We start from the raw sequence: 19,994 nt of genomic DNA on the forward strand, positions 1-19,994 counted from the left end.
ATTCAGGTCACTCGTTGTAGATTGAACAAAATATTGCCATTAAAAAGGCTTGTTTTCTATTTTTATGCGAATAATCTTGTAATTCCAACAACAAAACGACGGCGGCCCTGTTAAATGACTCTTCGAATCGCAATCAATGGTTTTGGCCGAATTGGCCGCAACGTCCTGCGCGCACTGTATACCCAAGGTTATCGCCAAGACCTGCAGATCGTTGCCATCAATGACCTGGGCGATAGCGCGATGAACGCTCATCTGCTCAAGTACGACACCGTTCACGGCACGTTCGACGCTGATGTCCAACACGATCAGGAAAGCCTGACCGTCAACGGCGACCGTATTGCCGTCAGCGCCATTCGCAACCCGGCCGACCTGCCCTGGGCCGCGGAAAAAATTGATGTCGTGTTCGAATGCACCGGTCTGTTCACCGACCGTGCCAAAGCCGCCGCACATATTACGGCCGGCGCGCGCAAAGTGATTATCTCGGCCCCGGCCAAAGGCGCCGACGCCACCGTGGTGTACGGGGTCAACCACGACATTCTGCGCCAATCGCACCAGATCATTTCCAACGCCTCGTGCACCACTAACTGCCTGGCCCCGGTGGCGCAGGTGCTGCACCGCGAACTGGGTATCGAAAGCGGTCTGATGACCACGATCCACGCCTACACCAACGACCAGAACCTGACCGACGTCTACCACACGGACCCGTACCGCGCCCGTTCGGCCACCCAGAACATGATCCCGAGCAAGACCGGCGCCGCTGAAGCGGTCGGCCTGGTGCTGCCGGAACTGGCGGGCAAACTGACCGGCATGGCGGTACGTGTTCCGGTGATTAACGTGTCGCTGGTGGACCTGACCGTGCAGCTCAAGCGCGAAGCGTCGGCCGATGAAGTGAACGCGCTGCTGAAAGAAGCCGCCCAGCACTCGAAGATTCTCGGCTACAACATCCTGCCGCTGGTCTCCAGCGACTTCAACCACAACCCGCTGTCGTCGATCTTCGACGCCAACCACACCAAGTCCAGCGGCAAGCTGCTCAAGGTACTGGCCTGGTACGACAACGAATGGGGCTTCTCCAACCGCATGCTCGATAACTGCCTGGCGCTGTGCAACGCTGAGTAAACCGGTCCCACAGGGTTTGGACGGCTTTACATAGCGACCACAAATCAATACTTGACCACTCGAGCGGATGATAAGCATTATCATTCGCTCGAAATGGATCAGGTTCTCCCGTGAGTCAATCTCGCTTCAATCACGTCTTCATCGCCCAGCGAGTTTCTCTGCTGCGCACGCTGGAGCGGATGGTCAACAATCACAGCACCGCCGAAGACCTCTTGCAGGAGACCTACCTGCGAGTGACCCGGGCGCTCAGTGAACGGGCCATCGATCACCTTGAACCCTTCGTTTTCCAGACCGCCCGCAACCTGGCGCTGGACCATTTGCGTGCGCGGCGCATTCAGTCGCGCACGATGCTCGACGACGTGCCACTGGACGTGCTGGAAAGCGTTGCCGCCCCCGCCAGCAGTGCCGAGGATACTGCCCATGCCGAACAATTGCTGGAGCGTTTGAACGTGAGCCTCAGTGAACTCAGCCATCGTCAGCAGCAGATTTTCATCCTCAGCCGGCTGCACGGGCACAGTTATCTGGAAATCGCCGAAAAGCTCAACGTCTCATTGAGCACCGTGCAGAAAGAACTGAAGCTGATCATGGCGATCTGCATCGGAGTCGCAGAGCGGTTAAACGGCGACTGAGTCTGTAGGTTTATTCTCTACCTGCCGGGATCGACTGCGCTGGCTTTCGGGCTTTGCTACCCTTGCCCACTTTCAAGCTTCACTCATAAAACAGCCGTGCACAGACACTGCCGAGGAAACACCGTGACGGACACGCTTCCAGTGCCTCCCCCCGCCCCCCCTCCGCCCTCACCGGCGCGGGACCCCGCAAGCGCGATGGACCAGGCGTTGGACTGGCTGATCGTGCTGGGCAGTCCGAGCGAAGAACAGACCCGACAGTTTCATGACTGGCTGGCCGCCGCCCCGTTGCATGCCGAAGCGTTCGCCAAGGCTCAGGCAATCTGGGATGGCCCGCAAGTGGTGGAATGCGCCCAAAACCTGGCCGCCCGGCCGCCGAAAGTGACGGTCCTGTCGCGGCTGCGTCCGCACTGGAAACCGCTGGCCACCGCCGCCGTGTTGATCCTCGGCCTGTTCAGTTTCAGCAACCTGCCGATGCGCCTCCAGGCCGATCACTTGACCGTGGTCGGTGAACGCCAGCGCCTGCAACTGGAGGACGGCTCAAAAGTCCTGCTCAATACCAACTCGGCGTTCTCCAGCACCATCAACGATCAACAGCGCGTGGCCCGGTTGTATCAGGGCGAGGCGTTTTTCGAGGTGCCGGCCAATCGCGGCCAGCCGCTGGAAATCGATGCCGGCCCGGTCAAGGCCAGCGTGCGCGATACCGCGTTTGCGGTGCGCTATCTGGACGGTGTGGCACAGGTTCGGGTGCAGCGTGGGGATGTCGACTTGCGAGCGACTCGCGACGACGCGCGGATTCGCTTGTCCGCCGGAGAAAGCGTGCGCATCGGCCCCAACGGTTTTGATCGCCCGGCCAAGCTCGATGCGGCCACTGATCTGGCGTGGGTCCAGGGGCGCCTGGTGTTCGAGAACTGCCCGCTGAGCCAGGTGCTGACGGAGCTGCGCCGCTATTACCCGGGCTGGATCATCAACACCAACGAGCAGCTGGCCGACGTCGCCGTGACCGGCAATTACCGTCTCGACCAACCGCTGGACGTGGTCCGTTCCCTCGCTCACATCACCTCCGCCCGACTCCAGGAATTTCCGGCTTTGGTGATCCTGAACTAAATGAGAATTATTTTTACTCGATAGCCGAAGCTCGTTCGTCTCGTTATAGCCAATGCAATTGATTCGCATCTCGACATGCCAATCAGCACCTATAAAGATTCGTGCGACACGGAGCGCTATCGATGTCCTCTCGCCATACCCGCCAGTCCTCTTCACCTTCCCGCGTGCTGTCGCTGCTGACGGCCGCCATCCTGATGGCCGGTGCCGCGCCGCTCATGGCCGCCACCGCCGTCGGGCAGCCGACGCGCACCATGGGCGACTACTCGTTCGCCATCCCGCAGCAGTCGCTGGTCTCGGCACTCAATGCCTTTACCACGGTGACAGGCTGGCAAGTCGGCTTGCCGGCCGAACTGGCGGACGGCGTCGCCTCGCCGGGTGTGCGCGGTTCGTTGCCGCCGGAAAAAGCCCTCGATCGCCTGTTGGTGGGGACCAACCTGAGCTATCGCAAACTGGGCAGTAACAACATCGTGCTGGAAAAGCGCAGCAACAGCGGCGCCATCAACCTGGATCAGGTGACCATCAGCGCCACCCGAAATGAACAGGACGTGAGCAGCGTGCCGAGCACGGTGACGGTCCAGACCCGCGAAGACCTGGACCGCAACAACGTCAATAACATCAAGGATCTGGTGCGCTACGAGCCGGGCGTATCGGTCGGCGGCGCTGGCCAGCGTGCCGGTCTCACGGGCTACAACATCCGCGGCATCGACGGCGACCGCGTACTGACCCAGATCGACGGCGTGCAAGTGCCCGACAGCTTCTTCAACGGCCCTTATGCCCAGACCAACCGCAACTACGTCGATCCCGAGATCGTCAAACGTGTGGAAATCCTGCGCGGCCCGGCGTCGGTGCTTTACGGCAGCAACGCCATCGGCGGCGCGGTCAGCTACTACACGCTGGACCCGGATGACATCATCAAGCCGGGCAAGGACGTCGGCGCACGTCTGAAAACCGGTTACAGCTCGGCAGATGACAGCTGGCTGACCTCCGGCACGGTGGCCGGTCGCACCGGTGACTTCGACGGCTTGCTGCACTTGAGCCAACGCAACGGCCATGAAACCGAATCCTACGGCGAAACCGGCGGCATCGGCCTGAACCGCACCGAGGCCAACCCCGAGGACGTGCGCACCACCAACGTGCTGGCCAAACTGGGCTGGGACTACGCCGAAGACGCACGCTTCGGTCTGACCTACGAGCATTACAAGGACGACCGCGACACCAACCAGCTGAGTGCCGTGGGCGGCCCGTTCAACGCCGGACGCGGTTTCGGCTTCTATAAATCCCGCAACGGCAACGACACAGTCACCCGCGAACGCTTTGGCCTGGAGCACAGCTTCGGTCTGGACAGCGTGCTGGCCGACAACATCAAGTGGTCGCTGAACTACCAGATCGCCAAGACCGACCAGAGCACCGAAGAAATCTACGCGCCATCGCGTACCGTGCTGCGCAACCGCGACACCAACTACAAGGATCGCCAATGGGTGTTCGATGCCCAGGCTGAAAAGTCGTTCGCCATTGCCGACACCGAGCACCTCGTAACCTATGGCACCACCCTCAAACAGGACAAAGTCACCGGCCTGCGCACCGGCAGCGGCACGTGCCTGACCGTGGCCGGTGCCTGCCGGGTCATCGGTGCACCGAGTGCCGCCGACACCCTGAAACCGGCCAGCGACTTCCCGGACCCGACCATCAACAGCTACAGCCTGTTCGCCCAGGATCAGATCAGCTGGGGCAACTGGACGTTCCTGCCTGGCGCACGCTACGACTACACCGAACTCAAGCCGCACATCACCGACGAGTTCCTGGCCACCGCCGACCAGAGCGGCAACGGCGTGGTGAGCGACAGCACTAAAACCTGGCATCGTCTGTCGCCAAAATTCGGCACCACTTACAGCTTCAACGACAACTACACCTGGTATGGCCAGTACGCCGAAGGCTTCCGCACGCCGACGGCCAAGGCCCTGTATGGTCGTTTCGAAAACCTGGCGGGTGGCTATCAGGTCGCGCCAAATCCGGACCTGGAACCGGAAAAGAGCAAGAGTTACGAAACCGGCCTGCGCGGCCAGTTCGAGGCAGGCACGTTCGATGTGGCGGTGTTCTACAACAAATACCGCGACTTCATCGATGAAAACGCCATCACCCCCGGCTACACCGAGACCACCTTCCAGAGCAACAACATTGCCCACGCCACCATCAAAGGCGTCGAGCTCAAGGGTCGCCTGAACCTCGACAGCTTCGGCGCCCCGTCCGGCCTCTACACCCAAGGCTCGGTGGCCTACCTGTATGGCCGTAACGATGACAACGGTCAGCCGCTGAACAGCATCAACCCGCTGACTGGCGTGTTCGGCCTCGGCTACGACCAGGATAACTACGGCGCCCTGTTGAGCTGGACCCTGGTCAAACGCAAGACCCGCGTCGACAGCACCAGCTTCAAAACCCCGGACGGCACCAGCACCCAGTTCAAGACTCCGGGCTATGGCGTGCTCGACCTGGCGGGTTTCTACAAGGTGACCGACGACGTGACCGTCAACGCCGGCCTGTACAACCTGACCAACAAGAAATACTGGCAGTGGGATGACGTGCGCGGTTACGACAGCGTCGGCGAAGCCTCGGTGACACAACCGGCCAACCTCGACCGCCTGACCCAACCGGGTCGCAACTTCGCGATCAATCTGGTCTGGGACATCTGACGCTGAACAGCTCACAGCTCACTTCGCTGCTTGTATAGAAGCGGTGCAGTGAGGTTTTTTTACTGTCAGGCGCCTGCTTATTCGTCTCGTTACCAAGCACCTCTTTTTCTCAAGGATTTCTCATGACCACTCAGGACACTGCTCAACGCCCTGCTCTGCGTTCGCAACGCTTGAACCAGATAACCAACGAGCCTCACACCAAACTCGATGCGTTGGTCAAAGCCCACGCACCGTTTGAAACCCAGGCCAACTTCGCCCGTTTTGTGGTGGCGCAGTATTTGTTCCAGTCGGAATTGGTGGCGCTGTACAACGATGCCGATTTGACGGCCATCGTCCCGGACTTGCCGGCTCGTTGCCGGGCCGAAGCGGCCAAGGCGGACCTGGCGGATCTGGACACTGAAGTGCCGGCACCGGTGGCTGGCGCGGTGAAGAACCCCAGCACAGCCGAAGCACTGGGTTGGCTGTTTGTCTCCGAAGGTTCGAAGCTGGGCGCGGCGTTCCTGATCAAGCGTGCTATCGGTCTGGGCTTGAGCGAAACGTTTGGCGCCCGCCACCTGGGCGAACCGGCCGGAGGTCGCGCTGAAGGCTGGAAGCGCTTTGTCAAAACCCTCGATGCGCTGGAATTCAGCTCTCAGGAAGAAGCTGAAATCGAGCAAGCCGCCGTCGATGCCTTCAACCGCTTCACCGTGCTGCTGGAACAGGCCTACACCCCAGAACTCGCCTGACACAACATCCTCCCTGTAGGAGCGAGGCTTGCCCGCGAAAAACGATAACGCGGTCTACCTGAAGCACCGCGTCGTACCATTCGCGGGCAAGCCTCGCTCCTACAGGTTTTTCGTAGGCCCTATGAACCCCACTTCAACACTCACCCGAATCCTATTTGGCCTGCTGGCCTACGTGAGCCTGGGTATCGGCCTCATAGCCATCGTCATCCCCGGCCTGCCGACCACCGAATTCATCCTCCTCGCCGCCTGGGCCGCGACCAAAAGTTCGCCGCGCCTGAGTGCCTGGCTGGAGAACCATCCGCTGTTCGGTTCCATCCTGCGCAACTGGCGCAACGGCAAAATCATCGCCCGCCGGGCCAAGGTCAGTGCCACTGTCAGCATGCTGCTGTGTGCGACGCTGATGCTGGTGATGCTCGATCACGGCTGGCCAATCTATCTGGCGATTGCTGGCATGAGCCTGGGTAATTTGTGGATCTGGTCACGGCCGGAATCATTGCCGCAACCGTCTTGATCGACGCCGCGATTTATTCCCGTTTTAAATCCGCTTTGCGGCACATTTTTCTGCGCAAACGTTCAACCATGACCGCTCGTCGGAGCCACCATCATGCATCCTCGTCCCACGCCGATGTGCATTTAATGGCGCTGAATGGATTTGGCGAACCGGGTCGACATCGGCCCACAGCCAACACTTCATCCTTTCGCGAGTTCGCCCAATGTTCGACTCTCTCTCTATCCGCCTGAAAATCGTCTTGCTGTCCGGCCTGTGCCTGCTTGGCGTGGTCGCGTTGATCGTCGGTATGAACTTCTACCAGACCAACCAGAACGACGAACTGGTCAGCGCCTCCAGCCGCAAGATGCTCACCACCAGCGTGCAGGACCTGCTCCAGGCCAAGGCCGCCGAGCAAGCGGTGCGGGTGCAGAAGACCTTTGGTGAAAGTTTGCTGGTGGTGACTGCTCTGGCCGATCAGATCAAGGACATGCGCAACATGGCCGCCAAGCACTCACTTGAGGCCGGCGCCTTGCGTGAAGAGTTGAACCAGAGCCTGAAAACCGCGTTCGAGCGCAACAGTAAAGTGCTGGGGATCTGGCTGGCGTTCGAGCCCAACAGCCTGGACGGCAAGGACAGCGAGTTCGCCAACGATGCCGCGCGCCAATCCAACGAAGCCGGGCGTTTTGCCAGTTATTGGAGCCGTGCCGGTGGGGCCGGGATCAACACGATCATGGTCGAAGACGACATGACCAAAACCACCTTGAGCCTCAGCGGCACGCCGTACAACAGCTGGTACACCTGCCCTCGCGACAGCAAACGCACCTGCCTGCTGGACCCGTATGCCGACACCGTCGGCGGCAAGGAAATGCTGATGACCACCATTTCCGTCCCGCTGCTGGTGGACGGTAAATCCATCGGTGTGGTCGGCGTGGACATCGCCCTCGACGCCCTGCAAGCGGCCGCGGTCGATTCCCAGCGTGATCTGTTCAACAGCGCCGGGCACATGCTGATCGTTTCCGGAAGCGGTGTGCTGGCGGGTTACAGCGTCGACGCGAGCAAGGTCGGCAAGAGCATCGATGCCACCCTGGGCGCAGACGGCAAGGACATCCTGCAACTGCTCAGCGGCGGCACGCCAAAGATCCTCGAACAAGGCGACTTGATTCGTGCGGTGTACCCGGTCAGCCCGATCAGCGACTCCAAAGCCTGGGGCGTGGTGATCGACCTGCCGAAACAAGTGCTGCTGGCCGATTCGGTCAAGCTGCAAGCGGTGCTCGATGACGCCCAGCAAAGCGGCATGATCAAAGCAGTGCTGGTGGCTGTCGCGGCCGGCCTGGTCGGTCTGTTGCTGATCTGGCTCACTGCGTCCGGCGTGACCCGTCCGATCAACAGCGTCGCCGAGATGCTCAAGGCGATTGCCAGCGGCGACGGCGACCTGACTCAACGCCTGCACTACAGTAAAAAAGATGAACTGGGCGAACTGGTGAGCTGGTTCAACCGCTTCCTCGACAAGCTGCAACCGACCATCGCGCAGATCAAACAAAGCATCACCGACGCTCGCGGCACCGCCGACCAGTCTTCGGAAATCGCCCGTCAGACCAGCGAAGGTATGCAGGTGCAGTTCCGCGAAATCGACCAGGTCGCCACCGCGTCCAACGAGATGAGCGCCACCGCCCACGATGTGGCCAACAGTGCCTCGAACGCGGCCAATGCGGCCAAAGGCGCCGACCAGTCGGCGCGCGATGGCATGTCGATCATCGAGCGCAGCACCCGCGACATCAATCAACTGGCCGACGAAGTCAGCAAAGCCGTGACCGAAGTCGAAGCGCTGGCGGTCAACAGCGAGCAGATCGGTTCGGTGCTGGAAGTGATCCGCAGCATCGCCGAACAAACCAACCTGCTCGCCCTCAACGCAGCCATCGAAGCGGCCCGTGCCGGGGAAAGTGGTCGCGGGTTTGCGGTGGTGGCGGATGAAGTGCGCAACCTGGCCAAACGCACCCAGGATTCGGTGGAAGAAATCCGCATCGTGATCGAGCGCATCCAGACTGGCACGCGCGGCGTGGTTGCCACCATGCATTCGAGCCAGACCCAGGCCCACAGCAACGCCGGGCAGATCCAGCAAGCGGTCCAGGCCTTGAGCAAAATCAGCGACGCGGTCACCGTGATCAGCGACATGAACCTGCAAATCGCCAGTGCCGCCGAACAACAAAGCGCGGTGGCCGAAGAGGTCAACCGCAACGTCTCGGCGATCCGCACCGTCACCGAAACCCTGACCGGCCAGGCCACCGAATCGGCGCAGATCAGCAGCCAGCTCAACGCCCTGACCACCCACCAGATGAAATTGATGGATCAGTTCCGGGTGTAACAGCGACAGCCCTGTAGGAGCGAGGCTTGCCCGCGAAGGGAGCGCTGCGAGACCGCGTTATCGTTCTTCGCGGGCAAGCCTCGCTCCTACAGATTTCATCTGCTTCATCACCTGTTTGATCTATGCTCGGGCTCTCGTTCCGGAGGGCCTTCGATGACTGGTTTACTCACGTCCATTCAAGCCGCACTCGGCTTGCCTAACACGCCAATTCCCTCTACGTCGAGCGGCGCCCTGCCCTCGGCGTTTGCCGTGACTGACCTGGCCTGCGCCAGCCTCGCTGCTGCCGGTCAGGCGGTCAGCGAGTTGCTGCAGCAACACACCGGTCGTTTACCCGGCCTTGAAGTCGACCGCCGCCTAACCTCTTTCTGGTTCGCCACCTCAATCCGCCCCGTGGGCTGGAGCGTTCCACCGCTGTGGGACCCGGTGGCCGGTGACTACGCGACCCAGGATGGCTGGATCCGCCTGCACACCAACACGCCGCATCACCGCGCCGCCGCCGAAAGCGTGCTCGGCGCCTGTGCCGACCATGCGGCGATGGCGAGCAAGGTTGCGCAATGGGCGAAAACCGATCTGGAACAGGCCGTGGTCGATGCCGGTGGTTGCGCCGCCGAGATGCGCAGCTGGGCACAATGGCAGGCGCATCCCCAAGGTCTGGCGGTGAACGCCGAGCCATTGATTCAGTTCAGCGCCGACGAAGGTCAACACGCGAAACCCTGGAAAGGTTCTGTGGCCCAACCGTTGGCAGGCATCAAGGTGCTGGACTTGACCCGCGTGTTGGCCGGTCCCGTCGCCAGTCGTTTTCTCGCCGGCCTCGGCGCCGATGTGTTGCGCATCGACCCACCGACCTGGAACGAACCGGGCGTGGTGCCTGAAGTCACGTTGGGCAAACGCTGCGCGCGGCTGGACCTGCACAGCAATGACGATCGAGCCGTGTTCGAAAACTTGCTCAAGGACGCCGATATCGTGCTCCACGGCTACCGCGCCGATGCACTGGAAAAGTTGGGCTACGGTGTCGCCGAGCGGAAAAAACTGGCGCCGGGCCTGATTGATGTGTGCCTCAACGCCTACGGTTGGAGCGGCCCGTGGCAGAACCGTCGCGGCTTCGACAGCCTGGTACAGATGAGCAGCGGCATTGCCGACGCGGGCAGGCAGTGGAAGAAAGCGGACAAACCGACGCCGCTGCCGGTTCAGGCGCTGGATCATGCAACCGGGTATTTGATGGCGGCTGCGGCAATCACGTTGTTGGGGCGTGGTGGGTCGGCCAGGTTGTCGTTGGCACGCACGGCGAAGTTGTTGATTGAAAACGGTGCCGGGACGGGTGAGGCGCTGCGAGCTGAAGATGAAAACGACCAAGGGATGTTGATTGAGCAAACGCCTTGGGGGCCGGCACATCGGCTTCATGTGCCGCTGAAAATAACCGGGACTCCATTGCAATGGTCACTTCCAGCTTCCGAATTGGGTGCCCATCGCGCGCAGTGGTGGTGACCGTCAGATAGCTATCGCGAGCAGGCTCGCTCCCACATTGGATCTGCGTCGAGCACAAAACCTATGGGAGCGAGCTTGCTCGCGAAGGGGCCGGAACACTCAACACAAAAACCGGTGCCCGCAGCCACCTCACAACGACAGCAACCCGCTGTACAACCCATACGCCGCCAGTCCTGCCCCGCTGATGACGCAGGTAAAAATCCCTTTCTCGATATGGGTAAACAACGGCTCGCCTTGCTCACGCTTGGCCTTGGCGAACAAGATCACCCCCGGCGCATACAACAGCGCCGACAGCAGCAAATACTTCACCCCGCCCGCGTACAACAACCACACCGCGTAACCCAGGGCGATGCCGCCGATCATCAGGTCCTTGGTCCGCTCAGCCGAGGCGTGCTCGTAGGTTTCGCCGCGTCCGCTCAACAGCACCGCATACGCCGCCGACCACAGATAAGGCACCAGGATCATCGACGACGCTAGGTAGATCAGGCTGGTGTAAGTGCCGGCCGAAAACAGCGTGATCAGCAGGAAAATCTGGATCATCACGTTGGTCAGCCACAGCGCATTGACCGGCACATGATTGGCGTTTTCCTTGGTCAGGAAGGCCGGCATGGTCTTGTCTTTAGCGGTGGCGAAGAGAATTTCGGCGCAGAGCAGCGCCCAGGACAACAATGCACCCAGCAGCGAAATCGCCAGGCCAATACTGATCAGCAGCGCCCCCCAAGGACCGACGATATGCTCCAGCACCGCCGCCAGCGACGGGTTCTGCAAGGTGGCCAATTCGGGTTGGCTCATGATCCCCAGGGATAACACGTTCACCAGCACCAACAACGCCAACACGCCGAGAAAACCGATCACCGTTGCCCGGCCGACATCCGAGCGTTTCTGCGCCCTGGCCGAATACACACTGGCGCCTTCAATGCCGATGAACACGAACACGGTGACCAGCATCATGTTGCGCACCTGGTCCATCACGCCGCCGAAATTCGGGTTGCTGCGGCCCCAGATGTCGCGGGTAAAAATGTCCGCCTTGAAGGCCACCGCGGCGATGACGATGAACATGATCAGCGGCACGATCTTGGCCACGGTGGTCAGCTGGTTGATGAAGGTCGCCTCCTTGATCCCGCGCAGCACCAGAAAATGCACGGCCCACAGCAACACCGAGGCGCAGCCGATGGCGATCGGCGTATTGCCTTGGCCAAACACCGGAAAGAAGTAACCGAGGGTGCTGAACAGCAACACGAAATACCCGACGTTGCCCAGCCACGCACTGATCCAGTAACCCCACGCGGATGAAAACCCCATGTAATCGCCGAACCCGGCCTTGGCGTAGGCGTACACCCCGGAGTCCAGTTCGGGTTTGCGGTTGGCCAGGGTCTGGAACACGAAGGCCAGGGTCAGCATGCCGATGGCGGTGATCGCCCAACCAATCAATATCGCCCCGACATCGGCACGCGCCGCCATGTTTTGCGGCAAGGAAAAAATCCCGCCGCCAATCATCGATCCCACCACCAGGGCGATCAGCGCACTCAGGCGAAGCTTTTGCGTCGGTTGCGACATTGGGAGCTCCCCTTCGTTCAATTATTTAACCAAATAGATAAAGCGCAGTAACGTTTATTAATTAACGCCTATAAACGAGTTTTATTTATAACCGACCAATCTATGACAAATGGCACATAGCAGTTTTATGTGTCATTCCTGATAAAGCAATTCCGTACTGAAAACAGACATCAAAAATTTGCGTAAACCCGAAAACAGACTAGCTTCAAAACTCCAAGTAATTCCGGTTACGCCCATTAAATCTAGCCGAGGCCTCTGGAAAGGGCATTTGCGTTTATACAGTTATGCCCGCGAAAAGTTCATAAGTCTTTCATTAACAATGGAATGTGCCCATGCACTGATCTATGTCAGCTAATTGAACAGTTAATAGATTTAGTCTGTTGTCTCTCTTCTCCTGCATTGGAGTCATGCAATGTCTGATACCCCCGGAAAACTGAAACTCGGCGCACTGGTTGCACTGGTTGTCGGCTCTATGATTGGTGGCGGGATTTTCTCTTTGCCCCAGAACATGGCCGCCAGTGCCGATGTCGGCGCCGTGCTGATCGGTTGGGCCATTACCGCGGTCGGCATGCTGACCCTCGCGTTCGTCTTTCAAACCCTGGCCAACCGCAAGCCTGACCTGGATGGTGGTGTCTACGCCTATGCCAAGGCCGGTTTTGGCGACTACATGGGTTTCTCGTCCGCCTGGGGTTACTGGATCAGTGCGTGGCTGGGCAACGTCGGTTATTTCGTGCTGTTGTTCAGCACCCTCGGCTACTTCTTTCCGATCTTCGGAGAAGGCAACACCATTGCCGCCGTGATCGGTGCGTCGGTGCTGCTCTGGGCGGTGCACTTCCTGGTATTGCGCGGAATCAAGGAAGCGGCGTTCATCAACCTGGTGACCACCGTCGCCAAGATCGTGCCGCTGGTGTTGTTTGTCCTGATCGCAGTTTTCGCGTTCAAACTGGACATCTTCACCGCTGACATCTGGGGTGTGAAAAACCCGGACCTGGGCAGTGTGATGAACCAGGTGCGCAACATGATGCTGGTCACCGTTTGGGTGTTCATCGGCATCGAAGGTGCGAGCATCTTCTCGGCCCGCGCGGAAAAACGCAGCGACGTCGGTAAGGCCACCGTGATCGGTTTCATCACCGTGTTGCTGTTTCTGGTGCTGGTGAACGTGCTGTCGCTGGGCATCATGACCCAACCGGAACTGGCCAAATTGCAGAACCCGTCGATGGCGGCGGTGCTGGAACACGTGGTCGGTCCGTGGGGCGCGGCGTTCATCAGTGTTGGCCTGATCATTTCCCTGCTCGGTGCGTTGCTGTCGTGGGTGCTGCTGTGTGCGGAGATCATGTTCGCCGCCGCCAAGGACCACACCATGCCGGCGTTTCTGCGCAAGGAAAACGCCAACCATGTACCGGTCAATGCCTTGTGGCTGACCAACGCTATGGTTCAGCTGTTTCTGATCATCACCCTGTTTTCGGCCAGCACTTACCTGTCGCTGATCTACCTCGCCACCTCGATGATTCTGGTGCCTTACCTGTGGTCAGCGGCTTACGCCCTGCTGCTGGCGGTACGTGGCGAGAGCTATGAAAACGCAGCGGCCGAACGCAGCAAAGACCTGTTCATCGGCGCCGTTGCGTTGATTTACGCGATCTGGCTGATCTATGCCGGCGGCGTCAAATACCTGCTGCTCTCCGCCCTGCTCTATGCCCCCGGCGCGATCCTGTTCGCCAAGGCCAAGCTGGAAGTCAACAAACCGGTTTTCACCAACGTCGAGAAGCTGATTTTCGCCGCCGTTGTCGTGGGCGCCCTGGTGGCGGCCTACGGCCTGTATGACGGCTTCCTGACCCTGTAACACACGACTCATTTGTCATCTGGAGGATCACTGTAATGACCACGGAAAAAGTTAAGTACGGCGTACATTCCGAAGCCGGCAAACTGCGCAAAGTCCTGGTTTGCTCCCCAGGTCTGGCCCATCAGAGGCTGACCCCGAATAACTGCGACGAGTTGCTTTTCGATGACGTGCTGTGGGTGGCCCAGGCCAAGCGCGACCATTTCGACTTCGTCACCAAGATGCGTGAACGCAACATTGATGTGCTGGAAATGCACAACCTGCTGACCGACATCGTTGCAATCCCTGAAGCCCTCGACTGGATTCTGGAACGAAAGGTCACCGCCAACTCGGTTGGCCTGGGCCTGATCCACGAAGTGGGTTCGTGGTTGCGCAGCCTGGAGCCGCGCCATATCGCCGAGTTCCTGATCGGCGGCGTCTCCGCCGATGACCTGCCGGACAGCTTCGGTGGCAAGACCATCCAGATGTTCCGCGATTTCCTCGGCCACTCCAGCTTCATTCTGCCGCCGCTGCCCAACACCCAGTTCACCCGCGACACCACCTGCTGGATCTACGGTGGCGTGACGCTGAACCCGATGTACTGGCCGGCGCGTCGTCAGGAAACCCTGCTGGCCAGCGCCATCTACAAATTCCACCCACAGTTCACCAACGCCGACTTTGAAATCTGGTACGGCGACCCGGACCAGGAACACGGCAACGCCACCCTCGAGGGCGGCGATGTGATGCCGATCGGCAACGGTGTGGTGTTGATCGGCATGGGCGAGCGTTCGTCCCGCCAGGCCATCGGCCAACTGGCGGTGAACCTGTTCAAGAACAAAGCCGTCGAGAAGGTCATCGTCGCCGGCCTGCCGAAGTCCCGCGCAGCGATGCACCTGGACACCGTGTTCAGCTTCTGCGACCGCGACCTCGTCACGATCTTCCCGGAAGTGGTGAACCAGATCGTCGCCTTCACCTTGCGCCCTGACGAAAGCAAACCGGGCGGCATCGATATTCGCCGCGAAGAAACCAGCTTCCTCGACACCGTCGCCAAGGCCCTCAACCTCAAAGCGCTGCGCGTGGTGGAAACCGGCGGCAACAGCTTCGCCGCCGAACGCGAGCAATGGGACGACGGCAACAACGTGGTGGCCCTGGAGCCCGGCGTGGTGATCGGCTACGACCGCAACACCTACACCAACACCCTGCTGCGCAAGGCCGGCGTGGAAGTCATCACCATCAGCGCCGGCGAACTGGGACGTGGCCGTGGCGGCGGCCACTGCATGACCTGCCCGATCATTCGCGACCCTATCGACTATTAATTTTTTATGCCCTGCTTCGCGCTCATAAAGCGCGAAGCAGGCGGATAACCGAAACCCAAGGAGATCCAAAATGGCTTTCAATATGCGCAACCGCAGCCTGCTCTCGCTGATGCACCACACGACTCGCGAGCTCAATTACCTGCTGGACCTCTCCCGCGACCTCAAGCGCGCCAAGTACACCGGCACCGAGCGTCCGCACCTGCAAGGCAAAAACATCGCGTTGATCTTCGAAAAAACCTCGACCCGCACCCGTTGCGCCTTCGAAGTCGCGGCCCATGACCAAGGCGCCCACGTCACCTACATCGACCCGGTGTCGTCGCAGATCGGCCACAAGGAAAGCATGAAAGACACCGCCCGCGTGCTGGGGCGGATGTTCGACGCCATCGAGTACCGGGGCTTCGAACAGGAAATCGTCGAAGAGCTGGCCAAGTTCGCCGGTGTGCCGGTGTTCAACGGCCTGACCGCCGAATTCCACCCGACACAAATGATTGCCGACACCCTGACCATGCGTGAGCACAGCGACAAGCCACTGCACGACATCAGCTACGCCTACCTCGGCGACGCGCGCTACAACATGGGCAACTCGCTGCTGATGATCGGCGCCAAACTCGGCATGGACGTGCGCATCGCCGCACCGAAAGCCTTGTGGCCGCACGCTGATTTCATCGCCCAGTGCAAAGCCTTCGCTGAGGAAAGCGGCGCGCGCATCACCATCACCGAAGACCCGAAGGAAGCGGTCAAGGGCGTGGACTTCATCCACACCGACATCTGGGTGTCGATGGGTGAGCCGGTGGAAGCGTGGGACGAGCGCATCGAGCAACTGCTGCCGTACCAGGTCAACGCGGCGATGATGAAAGCCTCGGGCAACCCGCGCGTGAAATTCATGCACTGCCTGCCGGCGTTCCACAACAGCGAAACCAAGGTCGGCAAAGACATCGCCGCGCGCTACCCGAACCTGGCCAATGGCGTGGAGGTGACTGAAGAAGTCTTCGAATCGCCGGCCAACATCGCCTTCGAGCAAGCGGAAAACCGCATGCACACCATCAAGGCGATCCTGGTGTCGGCGCTGGCGGATATCTAACGGCCCATCCGGCTCCCACTGACGAAACATGGTCAATGTGGGAGCGGGCTTGCTCGCGAAAGCGGTGTGTCAGTCACCATCCATGCTGCCTGACAGGACGCTTTCGCGAGCAAGCCCGCTCCCACAGTAGACCGAGTCGTTGGCCCGCTCTCTGTAGAAGGACTGCATTATGCGTATCGTCGTTGCTCTGGGCGGTAACGCCCTGCTCCGCCGGGGTGAACCCATGACCGCGGACAATCAACGCGCCAACATCCGCGTCGCCACCGAACAGATCGCCAAGATTTATGCCGGCAACGAACTGGTGATCGCTCACGGCAATGGTCCGCAGGTTGGGTTGTTGTCGTTGCAAGCCGCCGCTTACACCTCGGTTTCGCCTTATCCGCTGGACGTGCTCGGTGCCGAAACCGAAGGCATGATCGGCTACATCATCGAACAGGAACTGGGTAACCTGCTGGATTTCGAAGTGCCCTTCGCCACCCTCCTGACCCAGGTCGAAGTCGACGCCAACGACCCGGCGTTCCAGAACCCCACCAAACCCATCGGCCCGGTCTACGCCAAAGCCGAAGCGGAAAAACTCGCCGCCGAGAAAGGCTGGGCGATTGCCCCGGACGGCGACAAATACCGTCGCGTGGTGGCCAGCCCGAGACCCAAACGCATCTTCGAAATCCGCCCGATCAAATGGCTGCTGGAAAAAGGCAGCATCGTGATCTGCGCCGGCGGTGGCGGCATCCCGACAATGTATGGCGCCAGCGGCAAACTGCAAGGCGTGGAAGCGGTCATCGATAAAGACCTGTGCTCGGCGCTGCTGGCCGAACAGCTGGAAAGCGATCTGCTGGTGATCGCCACCGACGTCAACGCCGTCTACATCGACTTCGGCAAACCGACCCAGAAAGCCATCGCCCAGGCCCACCCCGACGAACTGGAAAAACTCGGCTTCGCCGCCGGATCCATGGGACCGAAGGTGCAGGCGGCCTGCGAGTTCGCCCGCCATACTGGAAAAACTGCGGTGATCGGTTCACTCTCGGACATCGAAGCGATCGTCCAGGGCAGGGCCGGCACGCGCATCAGCACGGCGAAACCTGGCATTACTTACTTATAAGGAGAAACGTCAATGGCAACGTTCGAGCCCGGTCACTTGCACATCGAGCGCCACGCGCAGCTCCCGGATGATGTCAGCTACAACGTGCACCTCGACTATGAGGTCACGCAGGATCCCAACAAAGGCAAAGGGGTACTGTTCACCCTGCACGGCAGCATGCAGGGAAAGGACATGAAAGAGACCTTCTTTCTGCCCAAGGAGGAGGCTTACAACTTCGCCAACAACGTGACGAATATCGCCGAGAAACACGGAATTCCGAAGAAACACAGCCAGATCGGCTCGATTCACAAGCATTACGATTTGATGTTTGAAGACATCCGCAAGCAGTTGGATATGAAATCCGGCGACCCGGTAAACCTCGAGAACTTCGAGTAACCTACGCCCCCTTATGGGAGCGAGCCTGCTCGCGATGACGGACTTTCATTCGCTATGGATGCCGACTGAAAGACTGCGGCCCACGACCTGTAGGAGCGAGGCTTGCCCGCGAAGCTTTTAGCGGTCTTGATGGCCTCTTCGCGGGCAAGCCTCGCTCCTACAGGTTGAACACGTGCATTTCACCTGAGACCCGCCCCAAGGCATACTTGCCCCCCTCCGCTCGCCAGATTGAAAACCGCCCCATGCGTATCCACGTCAGCTTCATCGACCGCGTCGGCATTACCCAGGAAGTCCTGGCCCTGCTCGGTGGGCGCAATCTCAATCTGGATGCGGTGGAAATGGTCCCGCCCAACGTGTACATCGACGCTCCGACCCTGAGCCCGGAAGTGCTCGAAGAGCTGCGCGATGCGTTGCTCAGCGTGCGTGGCGTGCAAGCGATGACGGTGGTCGACATTCTTCCCGGCCAACGCCGGCACTTGCAGCTCGACGCGCTGCTCGCCGCCATGACCGACCCGGTGCTGGCCCTCGACAGCGACGGCAAAGTGCTGCTGGCCAACCCGGCGCTGATCGCGTTGTACGGGCGCGAACCGGCCGGTGAAAGCGTCGCCGACCTGTTCGCCGACCCGGCGTTGCTCGGCGTATTGCTCGAAAATGGCTTTCGCTTGCCGTTGCGCGAGATCACCGTCAATGGCCAGACCCTGCTACTGGACGCCACGCCGATCACCGACGCCGGCGCCCTGCTGACCCTGTATCAACCGAACCGCATCGGCGAACGCCTCTCGGCGCTGCACCACGATCACGCAGAAGGTTTCGACGCGTTGCTCGGCGAGTCCCCGGCGATCCGTACCCTCAAGGCACGCGCCCAGCGCGTGGCGGCACTCGATGCTCCGCTGCTGATCCAGGGCGAAACCGGCACCGGCAAAGAATTGGTGGCGCGGGCCTGCCACGCCATCAGCGCTCGGCACAGCTCGCCGTTCCTGGCGCTGAACTGCGCGGCATTGCCGGAGAACCTCGCCGAAAGCGAACTGTTCGGCTATGCCCCCGGCGCCTTCACCGGCGCGCAACGGGGCGGCAAACCGGGGTTGATGGAGCTGGCCAACCAGGGCACGGTGTTTCTCGACGAGATCGGCGAAATGTCGCCGTACTTGCAGGCGAAGTTGCTGAGGTTCCTCAACGACGGCAGCTTCCGGCGAGTGGGCGGTGATCGCGAGGTAAAGGTCAATGTGCGAATCCTGAGCGCGACTCACCGCAATCTGGAAAAAATGGTCAGCGAAGGTTCGTTCCGCGAAGACTTGTTCTATCGCCTCAACGTCCTGAATGTCGAAGTCCCGCCCCTGCGCGAACGCGGTCAGGACATCCTGCTGCTGGCGCGCTATTTCATGCAGCAGGCCTGCGCGCAGATCCAGCGCCCGGTCTGTCGTCTCGCGCCGGGGACTTATCCTGCACTGCTGGGTAACCGCTGGCCGGGCAACGTGCGGCAATTGCAGAACGTGATCTTCCGTGCGGCGGCGATTTGCGAAAGCAGCCTGGTGGACATCGGCGACCTCGACATCGCCGGCACCTCGGTGGCGCGCCAGAGCGACAGCGACGTTGATAGCCTGGAGCAGGCGATGGAAGAGTTCGAAAAGACCCTGCTGGAAAAACTCTACGTCAGCTACCCCTCGACCCGGCAACTGGCCAGCCGCCTGCAAACCTCCCACACCGCCATCGCCCATCGACTGCGCAAGTACGGGATTCCCAACAAGCCGTGAGGCCGGAAATACAATCTCCCGCCCCACACAAAATCACTGTAGGAGCGAGCCTGCTCGCGATAGCGGTGTGTCAGTCGCTGCATGTGTTGACTGACACACCGCCATCGCGAGCAGGCTCACTCCCACAGGGTTTGTGTCCGGCCCAAAACCTCTTCAAAAACCACCTCCATCTGTACTGAAAGCGCTACAGCGGAACGATAACGATACACTCTCCTCTGAACACCGCTGCGCAAGGCTTTGATCCTCCTAGGCTTTTTTCTTTGCTTCTGGCTGTAGCGATTTCGCTACAGGCGCAATACTTTCGCGCACGCCAAAATCACTTAAACCATTGATTTATAAAGACTAAACAACTTTGGCCACGATCTTGCTTAGTAACCACCTATAAAGAAGGGCTTTAGCCC

General features: G+C 60.2%; 15 protein-coding genes and 1 pseudogene. 15 read left to right on the forward strand and 1 reads right to left on the reverse strand.

Annotated features, from left to right (window positions below; translation table 11 throughout):
* Positions 1-114 precede the first annotated feature (114 nt).
* The 9 genes and pseudogenes from gap (at position 115) to ACA068_RS22450 (ending at position 10,598) form a co-directional block, all read left to right on the forward strand.
* Positions 115-1,116 carry a type I glyceraldehyde-3-phosphate dehydrogenase gene (gene gap, locus ACA068_RS22410; RefSeq protein WP_497304859.1) on the forward strand — a complete coding sequence of 334 codons (1,002 nt, stop codon included), beginning with the start codon at positions 115-117 and terminating at the stop codon, positions 1,114-1,116.
* A 110-nt stretch (positions 1,117-1,226) separates the two neighbouring features.
* Positions 1,227-1,745, forward strand: coding sequence for an RNA polymerase sigma factor (locus ACA068_RS22415; RefSeq protein WP_403107308.1), 519 nt, complete (start codon positions 1,227-1,229; stop codon positions 1,743-1,745).
* 195 nt (positions 1,746-1,940) lie between these two features.
* Complete coding sequence (locus ACA068_RS22420; protein ID WP_497304861.1) at positions 1,941-2,849, forward strand: FecR family protein; 909 nt, start codon at positions 1,941-1,943, stop codon at positions 2,847-2,849.
* Positions 2,850-2,971: 122 nt separating this feature from the next.
* Positions 2,972-5,536: a TonB-dependent receptor gene (locus ACA068_RS22425; protein ID WP_497304863.1), complete on the forward strand. Its 2,565-nt coding sequence runs from the start codon at positions 2,972-2,974 to the stop codon at positions 5,534-5,536.
* A gap of 122 nt (positions 5,537-5,658) precedes the next feature.
* Positions 5,659-6,261: a biliverdin-producing heme oxygenase gene (locus ACA068_RS22430; protein WP_497304865.1), complete on the forward strand. Its 603-nt coding sequence runs from the start codon at positions 5,659-5,661 to the stop codon at positions 6,259-6,261.
* Between the two features lie 121 nt (positions 6,262-6,382).
* Positions 6,383-6,772: a YbaN family protein gene (locus ACA068_RS22435; protein WP_497304867.1), complete on the forward strand. Its 390-nt coding sequence runs from the start codon at positions 6,383-6,385 to the stop codon at positions 6,770-6,772.
* Between the two features lie 475 nt (positions 6,773-7,247).
* Positions 7,248-8,255 (forward strand): annotated as a pseudogene (locus ACA068_RS22440) (methyl-accepting chemotaxis protein); the annotation flags it as partial.
* Positions 8,256-8,357: 102 nt separating this feature from the next.
* Complete coding sequence (locus ACA068_RS22445; RefSeq protein WP_403107341.1) at positions 8,358-9,113, forward strand: methyl-accepting chemotaxis protein; 756 nt, start codon at positions 8,358-8,360, stop codon at positions 9,111-9,113.
* 153 nt (positions 9,114-9,266) lie between these two features.
* Positions 9,267-10,598, forward strand: a complete 1,332-nt coding sequence (locus tag ACA068_RS22450; protein ID WP_497304868.1) for a CoA transferase — start codon at positions 9,267-9,269, stop codon at positions 10,596-10,598.
* Positions 10,599-10,727: 129 nt separating this feature from the next.
* On the opposite strand, the gene arcD (ACA068_RS22455) is transcribed toward ACA068_RS22450, so the two are convergent.
* The gene (gene arcD / locus ACA068_RS22455) at positions 10,728-12,155 is read right to left on the reverse strand and encodes an arginine-ornithine antiporter (RefSeq protein WP_497304871.1); all 1,428 of its coding nucleotides are present in this window, start codon (positions 12,153-12,155) and stop codon (positions 10,728-10,730) included.
* 412 nt (positions 12,156-12,567) lie between these two features.
* On the opposite strand from arcD (ACA068_RS22455), the gene arcD (ACA068_RS22460) reads away from it, so the two are divergent.
* The 6 genes from arcD (ACA068_RS22460) to gcsR all read left to right on the forward strand — a co-directional run bounded on the left by arcD (ACA068_RS22460) (position 12,568) and on the right by gcsR (position 19,593).
* The gene (gene arcD, locus ACA068_RS22460) at positions 12,568-13,995 is read left to right on the forward strand and encodes an arginine-ornithine antiporter (protein ID WP_497304873.1); all 1,428 of its coding nucleotides are present in this window, start codon (positions 12,568-12,570) and stop codon (positions 13,993-13,995) included.
* 35 nt (positions 13,996-14,030) lie between these two features.
* The gene (gene arcA / locus ACA068_RS22465) at positions 14,031-15,287 is read left to right on the forward strand and encodes an arginine deiminase (protein WP_497304875.1); all 1,257 of its coding nucleotides are present in this window, start codon (positions 14,031-14,033) and stop codon (positions 15,285-15,287) included.
* A 70-nt stretch (positions 15,288-15,357) separates the two neighbouring features.
* Entirely contained in the window at positions 15,358-16,368 is a 1,011-nt protein-coding gene (locus tag ACA068_RS22470) for an ornithine carbamoyltransferase (protein WP_150639427.1), read from the forward strand.
* A gap of 169 nt (positions 16,369-16,537) precedes the next feature.
* Complete coding sequence (gene arcC / locus ACA068_RS22475; RefSeq protein ID WP_497304876.1) at positions 16,538-17,467, forward strand: carbamate kinase; 930 nt, start codon at positions 16,538-16,540, stop codon at positions 17,465-17,467.
* Positions 17,468-17,479: 12 nt separating this feature from the next.
* Positions 17,480-17,842: a DUF5064 family protein gene (locus tag ACA068_RS22480; RefSeq protein WP_497304877.1), complete on the forward strand. Its 363-nt coding sequence runs from the start codon at positions 17,480-17,482 to the stop codon at positions 17,840-17,842.
* A 242-nt stretch (positions 17,843-18,084) separates the two neighbouring features.
* Complete coding sequence (gcsR, locus tag ACA068_RS22485; RefSeq protein WP_403107280.1) at positions 18,085-19,593, forward strand: transcriptional regulator GcsR; 1,509 nt, start codon at positions 18,085-18,087, stop codon at positions 19,591-19,593.
* Positions 19,594-19,994: the final 401 nt, after the last annotated feature.

This window comes from Pseudomonas sp. LBUM1660 (genome assembly GCF_059695935.1).

Excerpts from the sequence above, each read along its gene's own strand:
- ACA068_RS22470 (WP_150639427.1), top strand. The coding sequence starts at position 15,358 with ATGGCTTTCAATATGCGCAACCGCAGCCTGCTCTCGCTGATGCACCAC.
- ACA068_RS22450 (WP_497304868.1), top strand. The coding sequence starts at position 9,267 with ATGACTGGTTTACTCACGTCCATTCAAGCCGCACTCGGCTTGCCTAAC.
- ACA068_RS22425 (WP_497304863.1), top strand. The coding sequence starts at position 2,972 with ATGTCCTCTCGCCATACCCGCCAGTCCTCTTCACCTTCCCGCGTGCTG.
- ACA068_RS22435 (WP_497304867.1), top strand. The coding sequence starts at position 6,383 with ATGAACCCCACTTCAACACTCACCCGAATCCTATTTGGCCTGCTGGCC.
- ACA068_RS22480 (WP_497304877.1), top strand. The coding sequence starts at position 17,480 with ATGGCAACGTTCGAGCCCGGTCACTTGCACATCGAGCGCCACGCGCAG.
- gap (WP_497304859.1), top strand. The coding sequence starts at position 115 with ATGACTCTTCGAATCGCAATCAATGGTTTTGGCCGAATTGGCCGCAAC.
- arcD (WP_497304871.1), bottom strand. The coding sequence starts at position 12,155 with ATGTCGCAACCGACGCAAAAGCTTCGCCTGAGTGCGCTGATCGCCCTG.
- gcsR (WP_403107280.1), top strand. The coding sequence starts at position 18,085 with ATGCGTATCCACGTCAGCTTCATCGACCGCGTCGGCATTACCCAGGAA.
- arcC (WP_497304876.1), top strand. The coding sequence starts at position 16,538 with ATGCGTATCGTCGTTGCTCTGGGCGGTAACGCCCTGCTCCGCCGGGGT.
- ACA068_RS22445 (WP_403107341.1), top strand. The coding sequence starts at position 8,358 with ATGCAGGTGCAGTTCCGCGAAATCGACCAGGTCGCCACCGCGTCCAAC.
- ACA068_RS22420 (WP_497304861.1), top strand. The coding sequence starts at position 1,941 with ATGGACCAGGCGTTGGACTGGCTGATCGTGCTGGGCAGTCCGAGCGAA.
- arcD (WP_497304873.1), top strand. The coding sequence starts at position 12,568 with ATGTCTGATACCCCCGGAAAACTGAAACTCGGCGCACTGGTTGCACTG.
- ACA068_RS22430 (WP_497304865.1), top strand. The coding sequence starts at position 5,659 with ATGACCACTCAGGACACTGCTCAACGCCCTGCTCTGCGTTCGCAACGC.
- arcA (WP_497304875.1), top strand. The coding sequence starts at position 14,031 with ATGACCACGGAAAAAGTTAAGTACGGCGTACATTCCGAAGCCGGCAAA.